This is a genomic window from Desulfovibrio piger (assembly GCF_012843875.1).
GTDB lineage: Bacteria > Desulfobacterota > Desulfovibrionia > Desulfovibrionales > Desulfovibrionaceae > Desulfovibrio.
The window spans coordinates 36,133-57,793 of sequence record NZ_JABAFY010000004.1; the positions used below are offsets into that span (position 1 = coordinate 36,133).

Annotated in this window: 16 protein-coding genes; 6 read left to right on the plus strand and 10 right to left on the minus strand. The window is 67.3% G+C overall.

The features are described 5' to 3' along the window. Positions 1–30: 30 nt before the first annotated feature. The 8 genes from aroL to HF854_RS01910 all read right to left on the minus strand — a co-directional run bounded on the left by aroL (position 31) and on the right by HF854_RS01910 (position 8,735). Positions 31–549, minus strand: coding sequence for a shikimate kinase AroL (gene aroL, locus HF854_RS01875; protein WP_168934759.1), 519 nt, complete (start codon positions 547–549; stop codon positions 31–33). A gap of 9 nt (positions 550–558) precedes the next feature. Next, positions 559–1,638 (minus strand): M24 family metallopeptidase, encoded by a 1,080-nt coding sequence (locus tag HF854_RS01880; RefSeq protein WP_168934760.1) that lies wholly within the window; start codon positions 1,636–1,638, stop codon positions 559–561. 551 nt (positions 1,639–2,189) lie between these two features. Continuing rightward, entirely contained in the window at positions 2,190–2,591 is a 402-nt protein-coding gene (locus tag HF854_RS01885; RefSeq protein WP_006007285.1) for a (deoxy)nucleoside triphosphate pyrophosphohydrolase, read from the minus strand. Beyond that, positions 2,588–4,594 (minus strand): ABC-F family ATP-binding cassette domain-containing protein, encoded by a 2,007-nt coding sequence (locus HF854_RS01890; protein ID WP_168934761.1) that lies wholly within the window; start codon positions 4,592–4,594, stop codon positions 2,588–2,590. The genes HF854_RS01885 and HF854_RS01890 overlap by 4 nt, the downstream gene beginning before the upstream one ends. After that, positions 4,591–5,643, minus strand: a complete 1,053-nt coding sequence (locus HF854_RS01895) for an NAD-dependent epimerase/dehydratase family protein (RefSeq protein ID WP_168934762.1) — start codon at positions 5,641–5,643, stop codon at positions 4,591–4,593. Before HF854_RS01895 ends, HF854_RS01890 begins: the two co-directional genes overlap by 4 nt. Continuing rightward, positions 5,640–6,773: a hypothetical protein gene (locus tag HF854_RS01900; protein ID WP_346765644.1), complete on the minus strand. Its 1,134-nt coding sequence runs from the start codon at positions 6,771–6,773 to the stop codon at positions 5,640–5,642. Before HF854_RS01900 ends, HF854_RS01895 begins: the two co-directional genes overlap by 4 nt. Positions 6,774–6,970: 197 nt before the next feature. After that, the gene (locus HF854_RS01905) at positions 6,971–7,897 is read right to left on the minus strand and encodes a dihydroorotate dehydrogenase (protein ID WP_168934816.1); all 927 of its coding nucleotides are present in this window, start codon (positions 7,895–7,897) and stop codon (positions 6,971–6,973) included. A 28-nt stretch (positions 7,898–7,925) separates the two neighbouring features. Further along, the gene (locus HF854_RS01910) at positions 7,926–8,735 is read right to left on the minus strand and encodes an iron-sulfur cluster-binding protein (protein WP_006007298.1); all 810 of its coding nucleotides are present in this window, start codon (positions 8,733–8,735) and stop codon (positions 7,926–7,928) included. Between the two features lie 471 nt (positions 8,736–9,206). Between HF854_RS01910 and HF854_RS01915 the strand changes: the two genes are divergently transcribed. The 6 genes from HF854_RS01915 (at position 9,207) to ggt (ending at position 19,790) form a co-directional block, all read left to right on the plus strand. Next, positions 9,207–10,253 (plus strand): aspartate-semialdehyde dehydrogenase, encoded by a 1,047-nt coding sequence (locus tag HF854_RS01915; RefSeq protein WP_006007301.1) that lies wholly within the window; start codon positions 9,207–9,209, stop codon positions 10,251–10,253. A 259-nt stretch (positions 10,254–10,512) separates the two neighbouring features. Then, a complete protein-coding gene (locus HF854_RS01920; RefSeq protein ID WP_168934764.1) occupies positions 10,513–11,463 on the plus strand; it encodes an aminotransferase class IV in 951 nt (316 codons plus the stop codon). A gap of 381 nt (positions 11,464–11,844) precedes the next feature. Beyond that, positions 11,845–12,753 (plus strand): PP-loop family protein, encoded by a 909-nt coding sequence (locus HF854_RS01925; RefSeq protein WP_168934765.1) that lies wholly within the window; start codon positions 11,845–11,847, stop codon positions 12,751–12,753. Between the two features lie 222 nt (positions 12,754–12,975). Then, the gene (locus HF854_RS01930; protein WP_168934766.1) at positions 12,976–16,326 is read left to right on the plus strand and encodes a DEAD/DEAH box helicase; all 3,351 of its coding nucleotides are present in this window, start codon (positions 12,976–12,978) and stop codon (positions 16,324–16,326) included. A 2-nt stretch (positions 16,327–16,328) separates the two neighbouring features. Continuing rightward, the gene (locus HF854_RS01935) at positions 16,329–17,624 is read left to right on the plus strand and encodes an amidohydrolase (protein WP_168934817.1); all 1,296 of its coding nucleotides are present in this window, start codon (positions 16,329–16,331) and stop codon (positions 17,622–17,624) included. A 408-nt stretch (positions 17,625–18,032) separates the two neighbouring features. Then, on the plus strand, positions 18,033–19,790 hold the full coding sequence (gene ggt / locus HF854_RS01940; RefSeq protein ID WP_240937629.1) for a gamma-glutamyltransferase: 1,758 nt from the start codon (positions 18,033–18,035) through the stop codon (positions 19,788–19,790). Positions 19,791–20,037: 247 nt separating this feature from the next. On the opposite strand, the gene panB is transcribed toward ggt, so the two are convergent. Further along, positions 20,038–20,859, minus strand: coding sequence for a 3-methyl-2-oxobutanoate hydroxymethyltransferase (gene panB, locus HF854_RS01945; protein WP_168934767.1), 822 nt, complete (start codon positions 20,857–20,859; stop codon positions 20,038–20,040). A gap of 125 nt (positions 20,860–20,984) precedes the next feature. Continuing rightward, a complete protein-coding gene (gene purN / locus HF854_RS01950; RefSeq protein ID WP_168934768.1) occupies positions 20,985–21,659 on the minus strand; it encodes a phosphoribosylglycinamide formyltransferase in 675 nt (224 codons plus the stop codon). Between the last annotated feature and the right edge of the window lie 2 nt (positions 21,660–21,661).

The window sequence follows — 21,661 nt, forward strand, 5'->3', positions numbered from 1 at the left end:
GCTATGGGCGTGACGCGCTCCCCGTGATGATCAATGACGCAGCAGGGTCCGCACTGCCAGGCACAGTTCCGTGATGCTCTGGCGGGCGTCCAGTTCGTGGTGGGCGGCGTCCCGGTACAGGGGCAGGCGGGCTTCCAGCACCTCGCGCACTTCATCGTCCAAGCTCTTGCCGGTGAGGCTGGGGCGCTGGGCCTCCAGCGGATTGCGCCGCAGGCGGGCGGCCAGCACCTCCACCGGGGCGGACAAAAAAAAGACCCGGCCATGCTCGCGCATATAGCGCCGGTTGGCCTCCGCCAGCACCATGCCGCCGCCGGTGGCCACCACGCCACGGCCCGCCAGCTCCTCACTGGCCAGGCGCAGGGATTCGCTCTCGCGACTGCGAAAGCCTTCCCAGCCCCAGCGCTCCACCATGGTGGCCACGTCCATGCCCAGACGTTCGCAGAGGTGGTGGTCCGTATCGCAGTAGGGCACGTCCAGCACTTCGGACAGGGCCTTGCCCAGCGTGGTCTTGCCGCAGGCCCGCGGGCCCACAAGATAGATCAGGGACATGGTGCCTCCCTAGAGGATGCGGTTGCCGTCGGCCGTGATGAGCACCGTGTATTCCCAGCGGATGCCGCCCCATTGCGGATAGTAGAGGCCGGGCTCCACCGTGACCACCATGCCTTCCTGCAGGACCTTGTCGCCGCGACGGCCCAGGCTGGGGGCCTCGTGCGTCTCCAGCCCCACGCCGTGGCCCAGGCCATGGGTGAACCAGGCCTCCACGCCCGCCTTCTCGAACACGCCCCGCGCCAGCGTATAGGCCTCGTGCAGGGGCAGGCCCGGCCGCATCTTGTCCAGGGCGGCCTGCTGGGCGTCACGCACCAGCTTCATGGTCTCGCGGAACTCCTTGTGCGGCGCGTCGCCCACCCAGAAGGTGCGCGTCTGGTCGGAGCAATAGCCGTCCACGCGGCAGCCCACGTCCACCAGCACCAGGCCGTTGTCCGGCAGCTTTTTCTCGCCGGGGATGGCGTGGGGCAGGGCCGCATTCTGGTCCACGGCCACGATGGACGGGAAGGCCAGTTCCGAAGCGCCGTTGTCGCGGAAATATTTTTCGATGGCCCAGGCCAGCTCGGCTTCGCTGCGGCCCGGTTGCAGCTGGCTTTCCTCCAGCCAGCGCAGCATGGCGTGGTTGAGAGCGAAGGAACGCTCCAGGGCTTTGATCTCGTCCGCATCCTTGATGACGCGCAGCTCTTCCACCAGGCCGTCGGCGGCCTGCAGATGCGCGCCGCGTCCCACGGCACGGCCCAGCGAGCGGGCGAAATTGAGGCTCACGATCTCCGCCTCCAGGCCCAGGCGGCTGCCGCAACGCCGCATGAGCTGGCCGATCTCCGTGGCCGCGTCCGGGCCGTAGATGAGGATGCGGTCCTCGTCCCAGAGACGGGCCGCCGCATCCTTGTAGCGGGCGTCCGTGCAGAGCCAGTCCCGCCCGTCCGCGCAGATGACCAGGCGTCCCGCGCTCTCGTTGAGCTGCACGTCATGCAGCTCGAAGCCGGAAAGATAAAAACGGTTGGCAGCGTGGCTCACCAGCAGGGCATCCAGACCGCGGGCGCGCATCAGTTGGCGCAGGCGGTCGCGTCGGGCAGCATAGGGCGTGTTCATGCGAGGTTCCTTTGCAGGGAAGGCAGGGAGGGATGCACGGGGGGAAGGGGGACCTTTTTGGAAAAAGGTCCCCCTTCCCCCCCGGACCCCCCAACCCTTCCAAAAACTTTTATTCAGGCCGGTATGGCAGGTCCCCGTCTGGCGGACACAGGGCATGGCATCGTGCGCTGCCGTCGGGCGAGGCTTTGGGGACAAGGTGGCATCTTAGCCGCCGTCCGGCCCGGACGCAATGGCCGGGTTTGCGGAAGGAAATACGGCGGAGATGCCGGGGCCGCTCTTCCTGCCGGAAGGTCATATTGGAGGCACAGGCGGCTCCACTCTGGCCCTGGCTGAGTATTTGGGGAAGGTTATGGATCAGTCTCCCGGCCTCTTTTCCATGAACTTCCCCCTGAAAAACAAGAAAGCCTGTGTCCCCGGAGGGACACAGGCCGTGAAAGCGCGTTTGGGGAAGGAAGGGGGGAGTTTGAGGGGGGAAGGGAACCGCCTTTGTGCGCTAGCCAAAGGGGTTCCCTTCCCCCCTCAACAAAATCACTCTTGCAGAGCCTGACGCGCTACCGCGGCGCGCGGTCGGGCAGGCTGGCCACCAGATCGGCGTCGGCGGGCAGGAAGGGCAGGTCACGGGCCTGGGCGGGCGTGACCCAGCGCAGCTCCTGACGTTCCCGGGCGCAGGGCGTGCCGTCGAAGGCGGTGACGTGGAAGAAGTGCAGCTGCACGTGCAGGTCGCGCTCGGCGTAATCGTGCTCCACGATCTGCCAGAGCCGGCAGGCGCGCACGCTGATGCCCAGCTCTTCACGCAGCTCGCGGCAAAGGGCCTGCTCGGCGGTCTCGCCGGGTTCGAGCTTGCCGCCGGGGAACTCCCAGTAACCGGCCATGGGCTTGCCTTGCGGGCGCAGGGCGGCCAGCAGGTGGTCGTCCTGCCAGATGATGCCGCCGGCCACGACGATGGAGGTCATGCCAGATCCCCCATGCTGTCGATGTCGGCGCGCCTGGCTTCGATGGCGGCGATCTGTTCTTCCAGGGCGGCCATGTCTTCCATAAGGCGTTCGGTCAGGTCGCGCAGCTCGTTGAAGCGCTTGAGCAGCTCGGTGGAGCGGGCGCCGTCGGCGTAGACGGCCGGATCGGCCAGCTGGGTCTCCACGTCGGACTGTTCGTTCATGGCCTTTTCCAGCTCGCCTTCCAGCGCGGCGTATTTCTGCTGCAGGGGCTTGAGCTCCTTGTGCAGGGCGTTGCGGCGCTCGGCCTGCTCGCGCTTGAGTCGCTTCTGCTCCTCGCGGGAGAGGTTGGCGCGGGGCGCGTTGTCGGGCTTCTCGGCCTTGTTGGAGGCGTTGAGGCTGGGGCTGACGCTGCCGCTTTCCAGCGCGGCACGGCGGGCCGTGTCGTAGCTGGCGAAGTCGGGGTAGACGGTGATGCCTTTCTCGTCCAGGGCCCAGGCCTCGGCACCCACCTGCGAGAGCAGCCAGCGGTCGTGGGCCACCATGAGCAGGGTGCCGTCGAACTTCTGCAGGGCCGTGCCCAGGGCCTCGCGGCTTTCGAGGTCCAGATGGTTGGTGGGTTCGTCCAGCAGCAGGAAGTTGCAGCGCTTGAGGAACAGGCTGGCCAGCACCAGACGGCTCTTTTCACCGCCGGAGAGCTTGCTCACCTGCCGGTCGAAGTATTCCTGCCCCAGCAGGAAGAGGCCCAGCACGCTCATGAGCTCTTCTTCGGTGGTGCGGGGGTCGGACAGGCGCCGGATCTCGCCCAGCACGGTGGTGTCCGGGCGCAGGGTGTCCATCTGGTGCTGGGTGTAGTAGCCCAGGCGCATCTGGGGCGCGGTGACCACGTTGCCGCCGCAGCGTTCCAGGGTCCCGGCCAGCAGCTTGAGCAGGGTGGACTTGCCGCAGCCGTTGTGGCCCACCAGCGCCACGCGCTGGCCGTTGTACAGGGTGAAGGTCAGCGGCGGCCACATCTGCTTGCCGTCCGGGAAGTGGAAGGCCAGATCGGCGGCGGCAAGGGCCACCTTTTCCATGTGCGGGGCTTCGGGCCAGGTGAAGTTCAGTTCCTTGCGCTTGGGCTCGGGACGGTAATCTTCCAGCTCTTTTTCCAGCTTTTTGGCCATCTTCTGGCGCGAACCGGCCTGACGGGCCTTGGTGGCCTTGGCGCGGAAGCGTTCCACAAAGGCCATCTTGCGGGCCAGTTCGTCCTGCAGGGCCTTGGCTTCGCGTTCGCGCTGGGCGTTGTATTCTTCCTGAAGGGAGAGGAACTGGGTGTAGGTGGCCTTGCGGAAGACCGGGCGGGACAGGCCCAGATAGAGCACGTGCGTGCCCACGCGGTCCATGAACACGCGGTCGTGGGCCACGAAGACCAGAGCGCCCTTGAAGTCCATGAGGAAGGACTCCAGCCATTCCACGGCTTCCATGTCCAGATGGTTGGTGGGTTCGTCCAGCAGCAGCACGTCGGCCCCGGCGGTGAGCACGCGGGCCAGCTTGGCGCGTTCGCGCCAGCCGCCGGAGAGCTCGCGCAGGGTGCGCAGCCACTTGCTTTCGGCAAAGCCCAGACCGGAGAGCACGGCCTTGGCGCGGTGCTCGGGATTGTAGCCGTGGGTGGCTTCCAGCTCGGCCTGGCGGTGCATGAGCTGGGTCAGGCGCGCCTCGTCCTTTTGCTGGGCGGCCTCTTCCCATTCGGCCCAGAATTCGTTCCAGTCATGGAGCACGTCCAGCACATAGGTCAGCAGGGGCGTGTCCAGGGCCTCTTCGGAAAGCTCCTGTTCCACGAAGCCCAGGCGGCAGCCCCTGGGCAGGATGACACGGCCGCCGTCGGCGGGTTCCACACCGGCCAGCAGGCGGAGGAGGGTGGATTTACCGGTCCCGTTGGGGCCGCAGACGCACAGACGCACGCCGGAATCCACTTCCAGCGAGAAATTGTTGAAGATGTCCCGTCCGCCAAAGGACTTGGACAGTTCCTGGATGGTTATTTTCACAGCAGGCCCTCGCGCCTGTAGCCTTCCACGGCTTCTTGCATGCCCTGGTCGAGCGTGAGGGCGGGGGCATAGCCGAGTTCCTCGCGCAGGCGCGACGCGTCGCAGGTCCAGCCGGACTGGCGGGCTTCGCGGTATTTGTCCAGATTCCAGTTGGGGGCGCGGCCCTTGCGTCCCAGCGCGGCCAGCAGGCTGCCGCCCAGGGTGGACAGCAGCGCGGTCAGACCCAGGAAGCAGAGGGGCAGGCGCAGGATGCAGGCCTTTTTGCCCATGGCACGGGCCATGGCGCGGTAAAAGTCGGCCATGGCGTAGCAGCCGCCGTCATTGACGTGATAGACGCCGTGCGCTTCGGGGCGGCAGCAGCAGACGATGGCGCGGCCCACGTCGCGACCATGCACGGCCGAGACCGGGAAGCGGCGGAACATGCCGGGCGTGACGGCCACGCCGTAGCGCAGGCCTTGGAACACGGGCAGCAGGCCGCGGTCGCCGGAGCCGTAGATGATGGGCGGCCGCAGGGTGACCATGCGCTCGCCCAGGGCACGGCCCAGGATCTGTTCCACCATGAGTTTGGACCAGCCGTAGGCGGACACGGGCGCGCCGGGGGCGTCGTCGCCCCTGCCGGCGGCAGTGTCGCAGGGGCCGCTGGCGGCCAGACTGGAGACCAGCACCATGCGCTGCGGGGCCTGGCCCTGCGCGTCGAGACGCTGCCAGGCCGTGGCCAGGGCGCGGGCGGCCTCGCTGTTGGCGCGCAGATAGTCCTGCCAGCCCAGACCGAAGAGCAGGGCGGCCATGTGGATGCAGATGTCCTGGCCGCGCAGGGCTTCTTCCAGTCCGGCGCCGCTGCGCAGGTCGGCGCGGACAACCTCCACCCCGGCGGGCAGATGGTCGCGGCGGGACGTGGCGCGGGTGATGCAGGTGACGCGGGCCCCGGCAGCCACCAGCTGGGGCAGCAGGTGACGGCCCACGAAGCCGGTGCCGCCGGTGACGACGATTTTTTTGCCGTCCAGCCAGGGAGCGGGCATGCCCAGGGGAGTATCGGCGCTATGGCTCATGACACGATCTCCTTGCGGTACAGGCGGTAACGTTTGGTGATCCGCCCGGAAAAGTCTTCGATGAGGTCATTGACGGCCATGTTGTCCTCCAGAACCCACGAGCCTTCCACCTGGCAGAACTCGGGATGGCGGCGGGCCTGTTCCAGCATGTAGTCCAGCAGGAGCAGGGGCAGGCCCAGCAGGCGGAACTCTTCGCGGATGCCGAAGAGGATCATGCGGTACTTGCCGCGCATCTCGCCCCGCGCCTGCCAGTAATGCCACAGGGCGCTCAGGCCCAGCTTGCCGTTGAGGCGCTTGAGCAGGGGATTGAAGTCCGGCAGGGCCACCATGCCCGCGGCGGGCTCGCCGTCATGGAAGAAGAGGACGAAGAAATCGGGGTTGAGCAGGCCCTTGAGCTCCTTCACCAGCACGTCGGCCTCGCCGTCGGAAAGGGGCGCGAAGCCCCAGTTGCCGGCCCACGAGATGCGGTAGAGGTCCAGCATGATGCGGATGTCCTCGGTGAGGGTGGCTTTGGAGGAGACGCGGCAGGTGAAGCGCTCCTGCTCCTTGAGGTGGCGGATCTCGTCCTTGAGCCAGTCCTCCACCCGCAGCTTGTCGCGCTCGATGAGGTAGGCGAACAGGTCCTGCTCCTTGCGCATGTGCCAGGATTCCAGCAGGGCGGGATAGTAGGGCGGGTTCCAGGGCATCATGAGCGCGGGGGCCTCGTCGAAGCCGTCCACCAGCATGGCGCAGGTGTAGTTGGTGGACGGATTGAGGGGCCCGCGCATGAAGGCCATGCCCTGGCGGCGCAGCCAGTCGTGGGCGGCCTGCAGCAGGGCGTGGGCGGCCTCGCGGTCATCCCGGCATTCGAAGAAGCCGAAGGCCCCGCAGCGTTCGCCGGCATAGGCGTTGTATTTTTCGTCCACGATGGCCGCGATGCGGCCCACGGGGCGGCCGTCGCGCAGGGCCAGGAACAGCTCGCGCCGGGCGGTCTTCCAGAAGGGATGCTCGCCGGGCGAGAGCAGCTCGCGGTCCTGCTTTTTCAGGTTGGGCACCCAGAGGGAATCCGGCGTGTAGATGCTCCAGGGCAGTTCGACGAAGCGGTCCAGGTCTTCCGCAGTGTTGACGGGGATGATGCTCAGTTCTGCCACGCGGGCCTCCATGGAGCAGACTTGCAGGGGCTGCCGTACCCTGTTGCGGTTGGATCTTCGGGGCTGGCCGGGCCGTCCCGGCAGGCGTCGGGGCGCGAAAGCAAGGCCGGGACGGGGCGCAGTGCCCCGGACAAAAAACACCGCGCGGGAGAGCGCCTTACGGTACCCTCCCGCACGGGAAAAGGAGCGGACGTGCGTTAGGCCGTCTTCAGGGAGCCGCGCAGCTCGTCCAGGCTGGTCACACCCAGCTGGCGGCAGACGGCGGGCAGTTCCTTGACGATCTCGAAGGCGCGGTCGGGGCTGATGAAGTTGGCCGTGCCGATCTGGACGGCATGGGCACCCACCAGGATGAACTCCAGCACGTCTTCGGCGGAGCAGATGCCGCCCAGGCCGATGACGGGGATGTCCACGGCCTTGCAGACCTGCCACACGCAGCGCAGGGCCACGGGCTTGATGGCCGGGCCGGACAGGCCGCCGATGACATTGGCCAGGCGGGGCTTGCGCCGGGCCACGTCCACGGCCATGCCCGAAAGGGTGTTGATGCACGAGATCATGTCCGCACCGGCGTCCTGCACGCTGCGGGCCATGAGGGCGATGTCCGTGACATTGGGCGAAAGCTTGATGATGAGCGGCTTGTTGGGGGCCGCGTCACGGGCGGCGCGGGTGACGGCCGCGGCCAGCTTGGGGTCCTGCCCGAAGAGGATGCCGCCGCTCTTGACGTTGGGGCAGGAGACGTTCACTTCCAGCGCGGCCACGCCTTCCTCTTCATTGAGGCGGGCGGCCAGCTCGCCGAATTCGGCGGGGGAGGTGGCGTAAAGGTTGGCGATGACGGGCAGATGCTGCCAGGGCAGGCGGGGGAGCTTTTCCTTGCAGAAGGCTTCCACGCCGTCGTTCTGCAGGCCTACGGCATTGAGCATGCCGGCCGTGGTCTCCACGATGCGCGGGCAGGGGTTGCCGTCGCGGGGCAGCAGGGACAGGCCCTTGACGATGATGCCGCCCAGGCTGGTCAGGTCGCCGTAGGGGGCGAATTCCATGCCGTAACCGAAGGTGCCGGAAGCCGTGAGCACCGGGTTCTTGAGGTGCAGGCTTTGCGTGGGCCCCTTGAGGGTGACGGAAAGATCCATAGAGTGCTGGTTCATGCTGTCCCCCGGCCTAGAGCTCGATCTGGTTGGCCCAGAACACGGGGCCGTGGTTGCAGGTCTGGACAAGGCCGTTGCGCTTGTCGGCCACGGGCCATTCCTCGGTGGTGCGGGTCACGCAGCCAAGGCAGGCGCCCACGCCGCAGGCCATGCGGTTTTCCAGCGAGAGCTGCACGCGGGCGTTGAGCTCACGGGCGAAGCCGTGCACGGTCTTGAGGAAGGGCAGGGGGCCGCAGGCCAGGATCAGGCCCTTCTGCTCGGCGTATTCGCGCATGCGTTCCTGGATGGTGAAGATGAAGTTGTCCAGGTCGCCGGGCACGGTCTCGCGCAGGCTGTCCAGGGGCACATGCTCGTTGATGCTGTCCACGGGGTAGCAGCTCAGCGGCTCGCGATGGCCAAAGAGCATGGTCACGTTCCACGGCTTGGGGTGCTCGCTCACATAGCCCACGAAGGGCACGATGCCCATGCCGCCGGCCAGCAGCAGGGTGGGGGTGTCGGGCTCCATGGCGAAGCCGTTGCCCAGGGGACCCCAGACGCGCACGGTGTCGCCGGCCTTGAGTTCGGCCATGCGACGGGTGCCGCGCCCCACGACCTGGAAGAAGCAGATCAGGTGGCGGGAAGTCATGTGGCAGATGCCGAAGGGACGGGCCCAGGGCATCTCGAGACCGAACGACGTGGGCCGCACCATCACGAACTGGCCGGGACGCCATGACGGCCAGTCGGGGCGGGTGAGGCGCAGGGCGAAGAAGCGGCTTTCCTGGCCGGTCTGGCCGAAGGGGACCAGATCCAGCACCGTAAGTAGGCAGGAGCTAGGTTGTGTCATCGCGCAAGTATAGGAGCTTGTGCCGGAACGGTCAACATTCCGGGCCCGTCAGAAGCGGGCGGAAGGCGTTTTTTTCTGCCTGCGTCGCAAGCCGGGAAAAGCGCAGGCAAAAAGGCTTGGTCATGCCCCGGGGAGAGCCTGCGTCAGGGGGGCGGACGGCGGGCGTCCGGGCCGCGGGATGTTCCGCATATCTGTCCCGGCGACGGTGCGGGAAGGGGAGGAAAATCATTTCGATTTCAGCGTGTTGCGCCGCACCATGCCGCACGGTCGGCAAAAAGGGCGATGCACTGCCGGAGCACTGCAGGATAACTGTGTAATTTTTCACACGAAAATTGTCAGTACAGACGCGCCGTCACATCTTCCCTTTTGCCATGATGCCCGCTATAGTCAGGTTTCTTTTGGGGCCGGGCCGGAATGATGCTGCTGCAGACCCCGTATAGCCTTTGATTTGCCCTGCATGGAGAATTGAGCATGAGCAAGAAGTTGACTGTTGCCGTTGTGGGCGCCACGGGCGCCGTGGGCCGTGAAATGCTGAAAACCCTGCACGATCGCCAGTTCCCGGCCACGGAAGTGCGTGCTTTCGCCTCGGCCCGTTCCGCCGGGACCAAGGTGCCTTTCGGCGATGACGAGCTGGTGGTGCAGGAACTGAAGGAAGATGTCTTCGAAGGTATCGACATCGCCATCTTCTCCGCCGGCGGCAGCACTTCCGAAAAATTCGCTCCCCATGCCGCCCATGCCGGCTGTGTGGTGGTGGACAACTCCTCCCAGTGGCGCATGGACGACCGCTGCCCCCTGGTCGTCCCCGAAGTGAACCCCGAACACCTGGAAGGCCATCAGGGCATCATCGCCAACCCCAACTGCTCCACCATCCAGATGCTGGTGGCCCTCAAGCCCATCCATGACGCCGTGGGCATCAAGCGCATCGTGGTCTCCACCTATCAGGCCGTGTCCGGTACCGGCCAGAAGGGCCTGGAAGAACTGGAACGCCAGACCCGCGACCTGTTCAACATGCGCGAGCCCGAAAACAAGGTCTATCCTTACCGCATCGCCTTCAACGTGCTGCCGCACATCGACGTCTTCCTGGAGAACGACTACACCAAGGAAGAAATGAAGATGGTCAACGAGACCGTGAAGATCTTCAACGATCCCACGGTCAAGGTGACCGCCACCTGCGTGCGCGTGCCCGTGTTCTACTGCCATGCCGAGTCCGTGAACATCGAGACCCACAAGAAGATGACCGCCAAGGAATGCCGCATCCTGCTCTCGCAGGCCCCCGGCGTGCGCGTCTTCGACAACCCGCGCGAAAAGATGTACCCCATGCCCGCCTACTGCGTGGGCGACGACGAGACCTATGTGGGCCGCATCCGCGAGGACGAGACCATCGAGAACGGCCTGAACCTCTGGATCGTGGCCGACAACGTGCGCAAGGGCGCGGCCCTCAATGCCGTGCAGATCGCCGAGGAACTGCTCAAGCGCGATCTGGTGCGCGTGCCCGACAAGAACGTTTTCATGTCCTAGTCCGCAGCGACAGGATACGGACAGCAGAGGGGGAGGGGCCCGTTCCCGCCGTGGCGGGGCAGGTCCTTCCCCCTGCTTTTTGCCCTGCGGCGCGCAGGCGCGGGCGTGATCCCCGGCAGCGGGGCAAGGTATTCCCCGCCGCTGCCGTTCGTGCTAGAAAAAGACGTTTCACCGGCGACAGCCGCCGGCAGGGGCCCTGCCCCCGATCAGCAACCACAACAGGCCGCTCCCGCGCGGGAGGGCCTTTCGCGGGGATGCCATGAAGATTCTGGATGCCGATGCCTGGATGGCGGCCCTGATGGCCGCGCCCCGGCCCGGGGCCGACAAGATCCTGGCCTTTTACGATGCGCGTGTGGACGCCGTCTGCCGTGACGCGCGCTGTCTGCTCCTGCCCCTGGACGACCACATGTGCCACCGGGGCGATGCCCTGTTCGAGAGCCTGTGCTACCGCGAGGGCCGCATCTTTGCCCTTGAGGAACACCTGGCCCGCCTGCGCGACGGCAGCCGCGCCCTTTCCCTGCTGCCGCCCTGTTCGTGGGACGAGCTGCGCGCCCGCATCCTGGACGTGGCCCGCGCTTCGGGCACCGATCATGGCGACATCCGCGTGCTGGTGGGCCGCGGGCCCGGCGGTTTCGGCGTCTCGCCCGAGGAGTGCCCGCAGTCCAGCCTCTACATCGTGGCCCTGCGCAAGGCGCTGCCCACGGAAGCCTTTTACGAGAAGGGCCTCACGGCCTTTGCCAGCGCCATCCCGCCCAAGCAGGAATATCTGGCCCGCATCAAGAGCACCAACTATCTGCCCAATGTCTTCATGGCGGCCGAGGCCCGGCAGCGGGGCATGGACGTGGCCGTGACCTTTGACGAGGACGGCCATCTGGGCGAGGCCGCCATCGCCAATATGGGCATCGTGGATGCAGAAGGCCGCCTGTGCTGTCCCGAAGGGCGCCGCATCCTGCCCGGCACCTCCATGCTGGCCGCCCGCAAGATCGCGCCGCAGCGCCTGCCCGTGGTGGAGCGCCCCATCCGCCGCGAAGAGATCTTCACGGCCCGCGAGATGCTGCTTTTCACCAGCGCCAGTCTGTGCGTGGGCATCAGCCACTTCGAGGGCCGTCCCATCGGCCAGGGCCCCGACGCCGGCCGTCCCGGCCCCGTGGCCCGCTGGCTGCGTGACGCCCTGCTGGAACACATGCTGGCTACCGGCACGCCGTTCTAGGGTCATATTTGAGAGGGAAGGGGCCCCTTCCCTCAAACTCCCCTCTCCCCTGCGCACGTTATCCGGGAAAGCCCCGCCATGTCAGATGAACATGGTGAAAAGTTCCATAGAGGGAAATATCCATCCCTCATGGAGCATCCCGGTTTTCTTGAATTTGTATGTGCGGGTTTTGGGGAAGGAGGGGGAATGGGGAGGGACCCCCTTTTTGCCGCAAGCAAAAGGGGTTCCCTCCCCCATATATTTCTCCCGCTGGCCGTCGTCTGGACGCCGGGCGGGATGTTTTTTATACAGGAAAGGCCCCGTGCGGGCATTTTTCCTGTTTTTGCCATGACATGCCGCCGGAGCACGCCGGGGCATCCACTCTTTCCAAGGAAGACGCCATTGAAATGCAAGATCTGCAAGGCGACGGCCGTGGTGGCCCTGCGCAGCCACAACGCCGCCTTCTGCCCCGACTGTTACCTCAAGTTCTTTGCCCGTCAGGTGGAAAAGGGCATCGAAGGCCAAAAGCTCTTCACCCGTGACGAACGCATCCTGGTGGCCCTTTCGGGCGGCAAGGATTCGCTGGCCCTGATGCTGGAGCTTTCCCGGCAGGGCTATGACGTCACCGGCCTGCATATCGACCTGGGCATCCCGGAATCCTCGCCCGTGGCCCGCGGCGTGGTGGAGCGCTTTTGCGCCAAGCACGGCCTGAAGCTCATGGTCAAGGAACTGGCTGCCGAGGGCCTGGCCATCCCGCTGGTCAAGGAACGCCTCAACCGTCCCGTCTGCTCGGCCTGCGGCAAGATCAAACGGCATTTCTTCAACAAGGTGGCCCTGGACGAAGGTTTCGACGCCCTGGCCACGGGCCACAACCTGGATGACGAGGTGGCGCGCCTGTTCAGCAACACCCTGCGCTGGGACACGGCCTATCTTTCGGACCAGGGCCCGCGCCTGGACGGCGAGGACGGCTTTGCCCGCAAGGTCAAGCCCCTGTGGCGCCTGACGGAGTTCGAGACCGCCAACTACGCCTTCCTCATGGGCATCGAGCACCACTATGCCCCCTGCCCCTACAGCCCCGGCGCCAGCTTCAGCACGCTCAAGGCCCTGTTGCAGCGTCTGGAAGCGGCCATGCCCGGCCGCAAACTGGACTTCTATCAGGGCTTCCTGGCCCGCGCCCGGCCGGTGTTCGCCCGGCGCGAGGCCGAAGAGGGCGTGGAACTGGCGCCCTGCACCAGCTGCGGCTATCCCACCTCGTCCGGTGACATGTGCGGCGTGTGCCGCATCCGTGAAGCCCTCAAGGACAGCAAATAGCCTTGGCTGCTCCAGAAAAATCATGGCGGGGAGGGGCGGCGCCCCTCCCTGTCTTTGCCTTCTTCCCTGCCCGGAGACCGCTGCGCTCGCACAGGGCCGGGGATTTGTCCGGAGCACCGGCAGCCTTCCCCCGGCTGTGCGTGCGCCGGAGCCCCCATGCCCGGCCTTGTTTGAGGGCAGGCAGTACGGCGGCCGGAGCCATGATCGTCAGGGAGGCCCGTCATGGGCGTCGCTGAATATGTCCGGGCCCTGCTGGCCTCGGACAAGCTGGGGCCGCAGGTACGGCATCACCGTTGCGAGCCCGCGCGGGCGGCCGTCTATGCGGAAAGCCGCCTGCCCTGGCCCGCGGCCATCCGGCGCACGCTGGAGGAGCGCGGCCTGAGCGGCCTTTACAGCCATCAGGCCCTGGCCACAGACCACATCCGCGCCGGGCATTCCGTGGTGGTGGCCACGCCCACGGCCAGCGGCAAGAGCCTCATCTACAATCTGCCGGTGCTGGAGCGCCATCTGCGCGACAGCGAGGCCCGCGCCCTCTATCTTTTCCCGCTCAAGGCCCTGGCCCAGGACCAGCTGGCCGGGCTGCAGCGCCTGGTCTCCGGCTGGCCCGAAGAGGCCCGGCCCACGGCCGCCCTCTATGACGGCGACACCAGCGACCATTTCCGGCGCAAGATCCGCCGCGACCCGCCCACGGTGCTCATCAGCAATCCCGAGATGCTGCACCTGGCCCTGCTGCCGCACCATGAGCAGTGGGCCCCCTTCCTGGCCGGGCTGTCCCATATCGTGGTGGACGAGGCCCATACCTACCGCGGCGTGTTCGGCGCGCACATGGCGGGCGTGTTCCGCCGTCTCAACCGGCTGGCCGCCCATTACGGCGCTACGCCGTCCTATGTTTTTTGCACGGCCACGGTGGGCAATCCCGGCGAGCTGGCCGCGTCGCTCTCCGGCCTCGACCTGCTGCCCGGCCGCCAGCCGCCCGTGGTGGTGGACCAGTCCGGCGCGCCGCAGGGCGCACGGCATTACGTCTTCCTCGATCCCGACCAGAGCCCGGCCACGGCGGCCATCGATCTGTTGCGGGCCGCGCTGGCGCGCAAGCTGCGCACCATCGTCTACTGCCGTTCCCGCCGCATGACCGAGCTGGTCAGCCTGTGGGCCGGGAGCCTTTCCGGGCCGTGGGCGGGCCGCATCTCCGCCTATCGTGCGGGATTCCTGCCCGAGGAACGCCGCCAGATCGAGGCCCGCATGGCCTCGGGCGAGCTGCTGGCCGTGGTCAGCACCAGCGCCCTGGAGCTGGGCATCGACATCGGCGGGCTGGATGTCTGCATTTTGGTGGGCTATCCGGGCACCATCATGTCCACCCTGCAGCGGGGCGGGCGCGTGGGCCGGGCGCAGCAGGAGTCGGCCGTGGTGCTGGTGGCGGGCGAGGACGCGCTGGACCAGTATTTCATGAGCCATCCCGAAGACTTTTTCAGCCGTCCGGCGGAAAAGGCCGTGGTCAACCCCTGGAACGAGGTCATCCTGGCCCGGCATCTGGAATGCGCGGCCGCCGAGCTGCCCCTGTCCGCCCGTGATCCCTGGCTGGCCCCGGCCCCGGCGCAGGAGGCCCTGCGCGCTCTGGCGGCCCAGGGGCGCCTGCTGCTCTCCGCCGACGGCAGCCAGTGGCTGGCCGCCCGCAAGCGGCCGCAGCGGCTGGTGGATCTGCGCGGGACGGGCCGGAGCTTCGTCATCGAGGACAGCGAGGGCACGGTCATCGGTTCCGTGGACGGCTTCCGGGCCTGGCGCGAGACCCATGTGGGCGCGGTCTACCTGCACCGGGGCCGCAGCTATGTCATCGAGGAGATGGACCCGGCAGCGGGCCGGGTGCGGGCCCGTCAGGCCAAAGTGGACTGGTTCACGCGGGTGCGCGGCCACAAGAGCACGGACATCCTTGAAGAGCTGGAGCGCCGTCCCCTGGGGCGCGGCGTGGTCTGCCGGGGGCGTCTGCGCATCATCGACACCATCACCGGCTACGAGAAGCGCAGCACGCGCGACAACCGCCTGCTGACCATCGTGCCGCTGGAAGCTCCGCCGCAGATCTTTGAGACCGAGGGCCTGTGGTACGTCATCCCCGAGAGCTGCCGCCAGCGTCTTGAAGATGATTTCGTGCACTTCATGGGCTCCATCCATGCCTGCGAGCATACGGCCATCGGCATGCTGCCCCTGCTGGTCATGGCCGACCGCAACGATTTCGGCGGCATCTCCATCCCGCTCCATCCCCAGACCGGCCTGGCCTGCGTCTTCATCTACGACGGCCTGCCCGGCGGCGCGGGCCTGACGCGTCAGGCCTTCGGCCATGCCCGCGAGCTGCTGGAGGTCTGCGCGGCGGTCATCGAGGCCTGCCCCTGCGAGGACGGCTGTCCTTCCTGCGTGCATTCGCCCAAGTGCGGCTCTGGCAACCGGCCCATCAGCAAGGCCGGGGCCCTGCGCCTGATCCGCGATCTGCTGGCACCCGGTGCGGATGCCGAGGGCGAGGCCCTGTGCGCCGACCTGCGCATCAGCCCGCCGCCGGAACTGCTGCCGCCCCAACCTGTGGACGAGCCCGCGGCCCCGGTGCCGCCGCCCGTGCCGGACATGGCGGCCATCATGGCGGCCTGGGCCGGACAGGCCCCCACCACGGCCCCGGCGGGAGCTGCGGGACAGGCCGGGCCGGGTGCCCGGACAAGCGCCGCTGGAGTCGGAGGAGCCGGGACGGTGGCTTCGGAAGGCGTTCCTTCGCAGGAGGAGCGTATCGAGGGCCGCGGAGGAGAGGTCTTTGTGGCCGGTACGAGTCCGCAGACCAGCGCATCCGCCGCAGCCGGGAAGCCTTCCGGCAAACAGGTGGCCCTTCCGCCCCAGTCATCCCCGGTGGCAGGACGGAAGACCGGCGGGGCCACGGCGGCAACAGCCACCCTGGCGATTATGCAAAAGCCGGGGCTTATGGCTCCTGCCGTAGCTGTCGGTGATGCGGGCAACGTCCGTGTCCGTCCCGAGCCCGGTGTGGGCGCGGTGGGCAGGCCGCCGGAACATTATCTGGTCTTCGACGTGGAGACCCGGCGCAGCGCCGCCGAGGTGGGCGGCTGGAACAGGGCCGACCGCATGGGCGTGAGCATCGCCGTGGCCTATGACAGCCGGGCCGACGATTTCTTCACCTATACGCAGGAGGCCCTGCCGGATCTCTTTGCCCGCATGCGGGCCGCGCAGCTGGTGGTGGGCTTCAACTCCTTCCGCTTCGATTACGCGGTGCTCTCGGCCTTCGCGCCCTTCGAGCTGCGGGCCCTGCCGGGCCTTGACCTCTTGCGCCGGGTGCAGGACAGTCTCAAGTACCGCGTGTCCCTGGACAATCTGGGGCAGGCGACCCTGGACGAGCCCAAGAGCGCCGACGGCCTGCAGGCCCTGCGCTGGTGGCAGGAAGGGCGGCTGGACGACATCGCCGCCTACTGCCGCAAGGACGTGGACCTGACGCGGCGGCTCTACCTTTTCGGGCTGGAACACGGCTGGTTGCTTTTCACCAACAAGGCCGGGCAGCGTGTGCGCGTGCCCGTGGATTTCAGGCAGTGACGATGGAGACGGCGGAAAAGATCATCCAATGGCGGCGGGAGCTGCACCGGCACCCAGAAGAAGGTTGGACGGAATTCTGGACCACGGGTTTCGTGGCCCGGCAGCTGGCGGACATGGGCCTTGCCCCGCGTGTGGGGCAGGAGGTCATCGACCCTGCCGCACGCATGGGCCTGCCCGCGCCCGAGGTCGAAGCCCGGGCCCGGCAGCGGGCGCTGGCGGAAGGGCTGGAGCCGTACTGGCTGGAGCGCATGGGCCGGACCACGGGCCTGGTGGCCGATGTGGGCCCGGCGGACGCGCCGCTGGCGCTGGTGCTGCGCTGCGACATGGACGCCCTGCCGCTTATGGAAGCGCAGGAGGCTTCCCACCGGCCCGTGCGCGAGGGCTTCGTCTCCCGGCATGAAGGCCTGTGCCATGCCTGTGCCCATGACGGGCATATGGCTCTGGGCCTTGGGCTGGCGGCCCTGCTGACGGCGCCGGACGCGGCCCCCCTGCGGCGGCGTGTGCGCCTGCTGTTCCAGCCTGCCGAGGAAGGCGTGCGCGGTGCGGCGTCCATGGTCTCCCATGTGGCGGGGGCGCGGCATTTCCTGGCCGTGCATATCGGTCTGGGGGCCCCGCACAGCGGCGATCTGGTCACCGGCGTGGGCGCTTTTCTGGCCACCAGCAAATTCGATGTCCGCTTTACGGGCCGGGCGGCCCATGCGGGCGCTGCCCCCGAACAGGGGCGGGATGCCCTCAAGGGTGCGGCGTCGGCCCTGCTGGGCCTGCACGCCCTGCCGCGTCATGGCCACGGCACCAGTCGCATCTGCGTGGGACGTCTGGAAGGCGGCAGCAGCCGCAATACCGTGCCTGCCTCGGCCTTCATGGCCTGCGAGACGCGCGGCAACAACAGCGAGGTCAACGACGACATGCTGCGGCGTGCCCGGGACGTCATCGCGGGCGCGGCCGCCATGCACGGGCTGGAATGGCGGCTCGATGTGGTGGGCGGTGCGCCTTCGGCGGCGAGCGATGCGGCCTTCGCGGAGCTGCTGGCCCGCTGTGCCCGGGAACTGCCGCCTGATGCCCGGGGCGGGGGCTGCTTCCCGCTGCCCCGGATCCGTGAGCAGGGCGATATGGGCGCCAGCGATGACGCCACGACCCTGATGCGGGCCGTGCAGGCAGAGGGGGGGCTGGCGGCCTATGCCTTCCTGGGGGCCGATCTGGCGGCCGGGCACCATCAGCCGGGCTTCGATTTCGACGAAGCCGTGCTCTGGCCCGGTGTGCGCTGGCTGGAAAAGATCTGCCGGGAGCTGGCCGGCTAGGACGTGGCCGTCCATACGGAAGGGCCGCCTCTGGCGGGCTTGCGGGAAAAGCGACCGTTCGGAAGATGCCGTCGCGGCGACGTGAAAAGGCCCCGCAGGCCTGCGGGACCGGGGGATGCCGCCACGTGGCGCGCAGCTGCCCTGATTTTTCTACATTGGGGAATATTTTTTATAATTACCTGTATGCGCAGGATAATTTTTTGATGGAGCCCCTGCCGTCAGCGGCAGGGCCTGTGGAAAAATGCTGTTTTCCACATTCGGGTCGAAAAATAACAGCCCCTGCTGCTGTCTGTTCTGTCAATAGCTTGAGATAACAGGAAAAATCTTTACGGCATGCCTTCTGCATCATGTCCGGCATCCCGGACGCCGCCATCCGGCAAAGGCGTCGGGCAGAGCAGGAGATGCACGATGGAAAGACGAAGGTTCCTGTATTCGGCACTGGCCGCAGCCTCGCTGGCGGCCATCCCGGCCGCGCGGAGCAGCGCCGCCGCCACTACGACAGCACGCAGGGAAGGGAGCGCGCCCATGACACCTTCCCAGAGACAGAACCCCATGAGCTGCAACGGTATGGTCACGTCGCCGCACTATCTGGCCAGCCAGGCCGGGCTGGACATCCTGCGGCGCGGCGGCACGGCCATCGACGCGGCTGTGGCCACGGCCGCCACCCTGGCCGTGGTCTATCCGCAGATGTGCACGCTGGGCGGCGACAATTTCTGGCTCATCTATGATGCCCGTACGGGCAAGATGAAGGGCCTCAATGCCAGCGGCCGCGCCGGGGAAAAGGCCAGCATCGACTTTTACCGCAGCCGGGGGCTGAGCAAGGTGCCGGCGCGCGGCTATCTGGCCGCCAATACCGTACCGGGCGTGGTCTCGGGCTGGGACGAGGCCTGGAAGTACAGCCGGTCGGCCCTGGGCTCGCAGCTTTCCTTCGCCTCCCTGCTGGACACGGCGCGCGAGCTGGCGGAGCGGGGCTTCCCGGTCAGCACGTCACTGGCGTACTGGAGCGAGGTGGACACCGACCCCACGGATCAGGAATTCCGCGATCTGCAGCGTTATCCGGGCTTTGCGGCCACCTATCTCAGGGAAGGCAAGCCCTACGGGCTGGGCGAGGTCATGCGCCTGCCCGAGCTGGCGGCCACGCTGGCCCTGCTGGCGGACAAGGGCGCGGACGAGTTCTACAAGGGCTCCATCGCCGCGGCCATAGCGGCGGATCTGGAAGAGAACGGCGGCCTGCTCACCGTGCGGGACTTTGCCCGGCATACGGCCGACTGGGTGGAGCCCATCTCCGTGCCGTACCGCGACTGCCGGGCCTGGAACCTGCCGCCCAACACCCAGGGCATGGCCTCGCTGGAGATCCTGAACATCCTCAACAACTTCGACCTGTCGCAGATACGGGAAGGCAGCGCGGACTATTACCATCTTATCATCGAGGCCACCAAGGAGGCCTTCCTCGACCGCGATACCTACCTTTCCGACCCGGCCTTCGTGGACATCCCGCTGGAGCGCCTGCTCTCGGCCGGGCACGGCAAGCGGCAGGCCGCCCGCATCCGCATGGACAGGGCCGCCACCAGCCTTGCGCCGCTGGACCCCAAGGGCGACACCATCTGGCTGGGCGTGGTGGACGGGCAGGGCAATGCCGTTTCCCTGATCCAGAGCATCTACCATGACTTCGGCTCCGGCATCGTGCCCCGGGGCACGGGCGTGCTGCTCCAGAACCGGGGCAGCTTCTTCTCCCTCGACCCTGCGCACGTCAACTGCCTTGAGCCCGGCAAGCGCACCTTCCACACCCTGAACCCGGCCATGCTGACCAGGAACGGCAAGCCTTTCCTCGTCTACGGTACCATGGGCGGCGAGGGCCAGCCCCAGACGCAGGCCGCCATCGCCACCCGCGTGCTGGATTACGGCATGACCCCGCAGGAAGCCATCGACGCGCCCCGCTGGCTGTACGGCCGCACCTGGGGCAAGTCCAGCAACGACCTCAAGCTGGAGGGCCGCATCTCCGCTGACGTGGCCGACGAGCTGGCCCGGCGCGGGCACCCCGTGCGCCGGGTGGAGGACTATACCGATACCATGGGCCATGCGGGCGCCATCCGCATCGACCCGCAGACAGGCGTGCTCCAGGGCGGTACGGACCCGCGCGGCGACGGCCTGGCCTGCGGCTATTAGGCGGACGGCAGCTCCCTTTCCCGTGGAGCCGCTGCCGGTATGACGGCCGCGGCCGCCCGGGTTCCCGGACTGGACGCAGCACCCCCTCGGGAAGCGCTGTGAGGTAGAAAGGTCTCAACGAAACAAACATAAAAAGCCCCGGCAATGCCGGGGCTTTCGTCTTTTTTAGCCGGTCCCGTGGGAAAGGGGGCCCTTCCCCCGGCAGCCGTTACGCATCGGCCTATGGGCAGTCCGCAGTGATGGCGGTTCAATACAGTTTTTCCAGATCCTTCTCATCCATGCCGTAGGTATGTTCCGTTGCCGGGAAGGTCCCTGCGCGAACCTCGTCGGCATAGGTCTGGAAAGCCTGGCGCATGGCCGCGCCCAGCTCGGCATAATGTTTGACGAATTTGGGCGAGAGACCGTCTACCATGCCCAGCATGTCCTGCCAGACCAGCACCTGGCCGTCGCAGTCCGGGCCCGCGCCGATACCGATGGTGGGCACGCTGACGCTGCGGCTGACCAGCGCGGCCAGTGGTGCGGGCACGCATTCCAGCACGATGGCGAAGACCCCCGCCTGTTCCAGTGCCCGGGCATCGTCCAGCAGGGCCTGTGCGGCTTCACGGCCCCGGCCCTGGACCTTGTAGCCGCCCATGCTGTGCAGGGATTGCGGCGTGAGACCCAGATGCCCCATGACCGGGATGGACGCCTGCACGATGGCTTCCACCTGCGGGCAGAAATGGCGGCCGCCTTCCAGCTTCACGGCCTGGGCCCGGCCTTCCTGCACCAGGCGTCCGGCATTGGTGCAGGCCTGCTGCGGCGACAGGTGGTAGGACATGAAGGGCATGTCGCAGACCAGCAGGGGCTTGGTCAGGCCCCGGGACACGGCGGCGCTGTGATGGATCATCTGGTCCATGGTCACGCTCAGGGTATCGGGCTGCCCCAGCATGACCATGCCCAGTGAATCCCCCACCAGCACGGCATCCACATGATCGTCCATGAGCCGGGCGACGGTGGCGTCATAGGCCGTGAGCATGGCCAGTTTGCGTTGCCCCTTGGCCTGGCGGAAAGTGACGGCGGTCTGTTTCATGGCAGTGCTCCCTTGCTGCGGGCGGGGCATGACCGCCCGGGAAAAACGGGCCGTGGCCCGGGTAGGAAAAGAAAAGGCGGGGAAAGGACGCATGTCCTTCCCCCGCCCTGATATGGACAGGATGGCTAGAAGCCTTCTTCCAGCGGCGGCCAGACCAGCCAGGGGCCGTCAGGCGTCACGGTCTTGCGGTCGGCCGGGGCCAGGAAGACCTGGCGGCCTTCCACGCGCAGGCGGCCTTCGGCCAGCCATTGCAGGGCCTGCGGGTAGATGCGGTGCTCCAGCGGATGGATGCGGTTCATGAGGTCGTCCAGTTCCTCGCCGGCATTGGCAGGCACGGCGGCCTGGATGATGACCGGGCCGCTGTCCACCAGTTCTTCCACGAAGTGCACGGTGCAGCCCGTGATCTTCACGCCGTAGGCCTGGGCATCGGGACCGCCGTGGGCGCCCGGGAAGCTGGGCAGGATGGCGGGATGGATGTTGATGACCCGGCCGGGGAAGGCCTGGAGGAAGGTGCTGGTCAGCATGCGCATATAGCCCGCCAGCACCACATATTCCGCGCCGGACGCCTTGATGGCGGCCACCATCTCGCGGTCGAAGCTCTCGCGGTCGGCAAAGGCCTTGTGGTCGATGCAGACATGCGGGATGCCGGCCTTTTCGGCGCGTTCGAAGACCTTGGCGCCGGGACGGTTGCCCGCGATGAGGCGGATGTCGATGTCCAGCACGCCCTGGGCGGCCTTGTCGATCATGGACTGGGCGTTGGTGCCGCTGCCGGAAGCCAGGATGGCGATTTTCAGGGCCATGG

What these genes read in the sequence shown, in the direction of transcription:
- HF854_RS01880 (WP_168934760.1), bottom strand. Translation starts at nt 1,638, where the DNA reads ATGAACACGCCCTATGCTGCCCGACGCGACCGCCTGCGCCAACTGATG.
- HF854_RS01915 (WP_006007301.1), top strand. Translation starts at nt 9,207, where the DNA reads ATGAGCAAGAAGTTGACTGTTGCCGTTGTGGGCGCCACGGGCGCCGTG.
- panB (WP_168934767.1), bottom strand. Translation starts at nt 20,859, where the DNA reads ATGAAACAGACCGCCGTCACTTTCCGCCAGGCCAAGGGGCAACGCAAA.
- ggt (WP_240937629.1), top strand. Translation starts at nt 18,033, where the DNA reads ATGGAAAGACGAAGGTTCCTGTATTCGGCACTGGCCGCAGCCTCGCTG.
- HF854_RS01930 (WP_168934766.1), top strand. Translation starts at nt 12,976, where the DNA reads ATGGGCGTCGCTGAATATGTCCGGGCCCTGCTGGCCTCGGACAAGCTG.
- purN (WP_168934768.1), bottom strand. Translation starts at nt 21,659, where the DNA reads ATGGCCCTGAAAATCGCCATCCTGGCTTCCGGCAGCGGCACCAACGCC.
- HF854_RS01920 (WP_168934764.1), top strand. Translation starts at nt 10,513, where the DNA reads ATGAAGATTCTGGATGCCGATGCCTGGATGGCGGCCCTGATGGCCGCG.
- HF854_RS01885 (WP_006007285.1), bottom strand. Translation starts at nt 2,591, where the DNA reads ATGACCTCCATCGTCGTGGCCGGCGGCATCATCTGGCAGGACGACCAC.
- HF854_RS01910 (WP_006007298.1), bottom strand. Translation starts at nt 8,735, where the DNA reads ATGACACAACCTAGCTCCTGCCTACTTACGGTGCTGGATCTGGTCCCC.
- HF854_RS01935 (WP_168934817.1), top strand. Translation starts at nt 16,329, where the DNA reads ATGGAGACGGCGGAAAAGATCATCCAATGGCGGCGGGAGCTGCACCGG.
- HF854_RS01895 (WP_168934762.1), bottom strand. Translation starts at nt 5,643, where the DNA reads ATGAGCCATAGCGCCGATACTCCCCTGGGCATGCCCGCTCCCTGGCTG.
- aroL (WP_168934759.1), bottom strand. Translation starts at nt 549, where the DNA reads ATGTCCCTGATCTATCTTGTGGGCCCGCGGGCCTGCGGCAAGACCACG.
- HF854_RS01905 (WP_168934816.1), bottom strand. Translation starts at nt 7,897, where the DNA reads ATGGATCTTTCCGTCACCCTCAAGGGGCCCACGCAAAGCCTGCACCTC.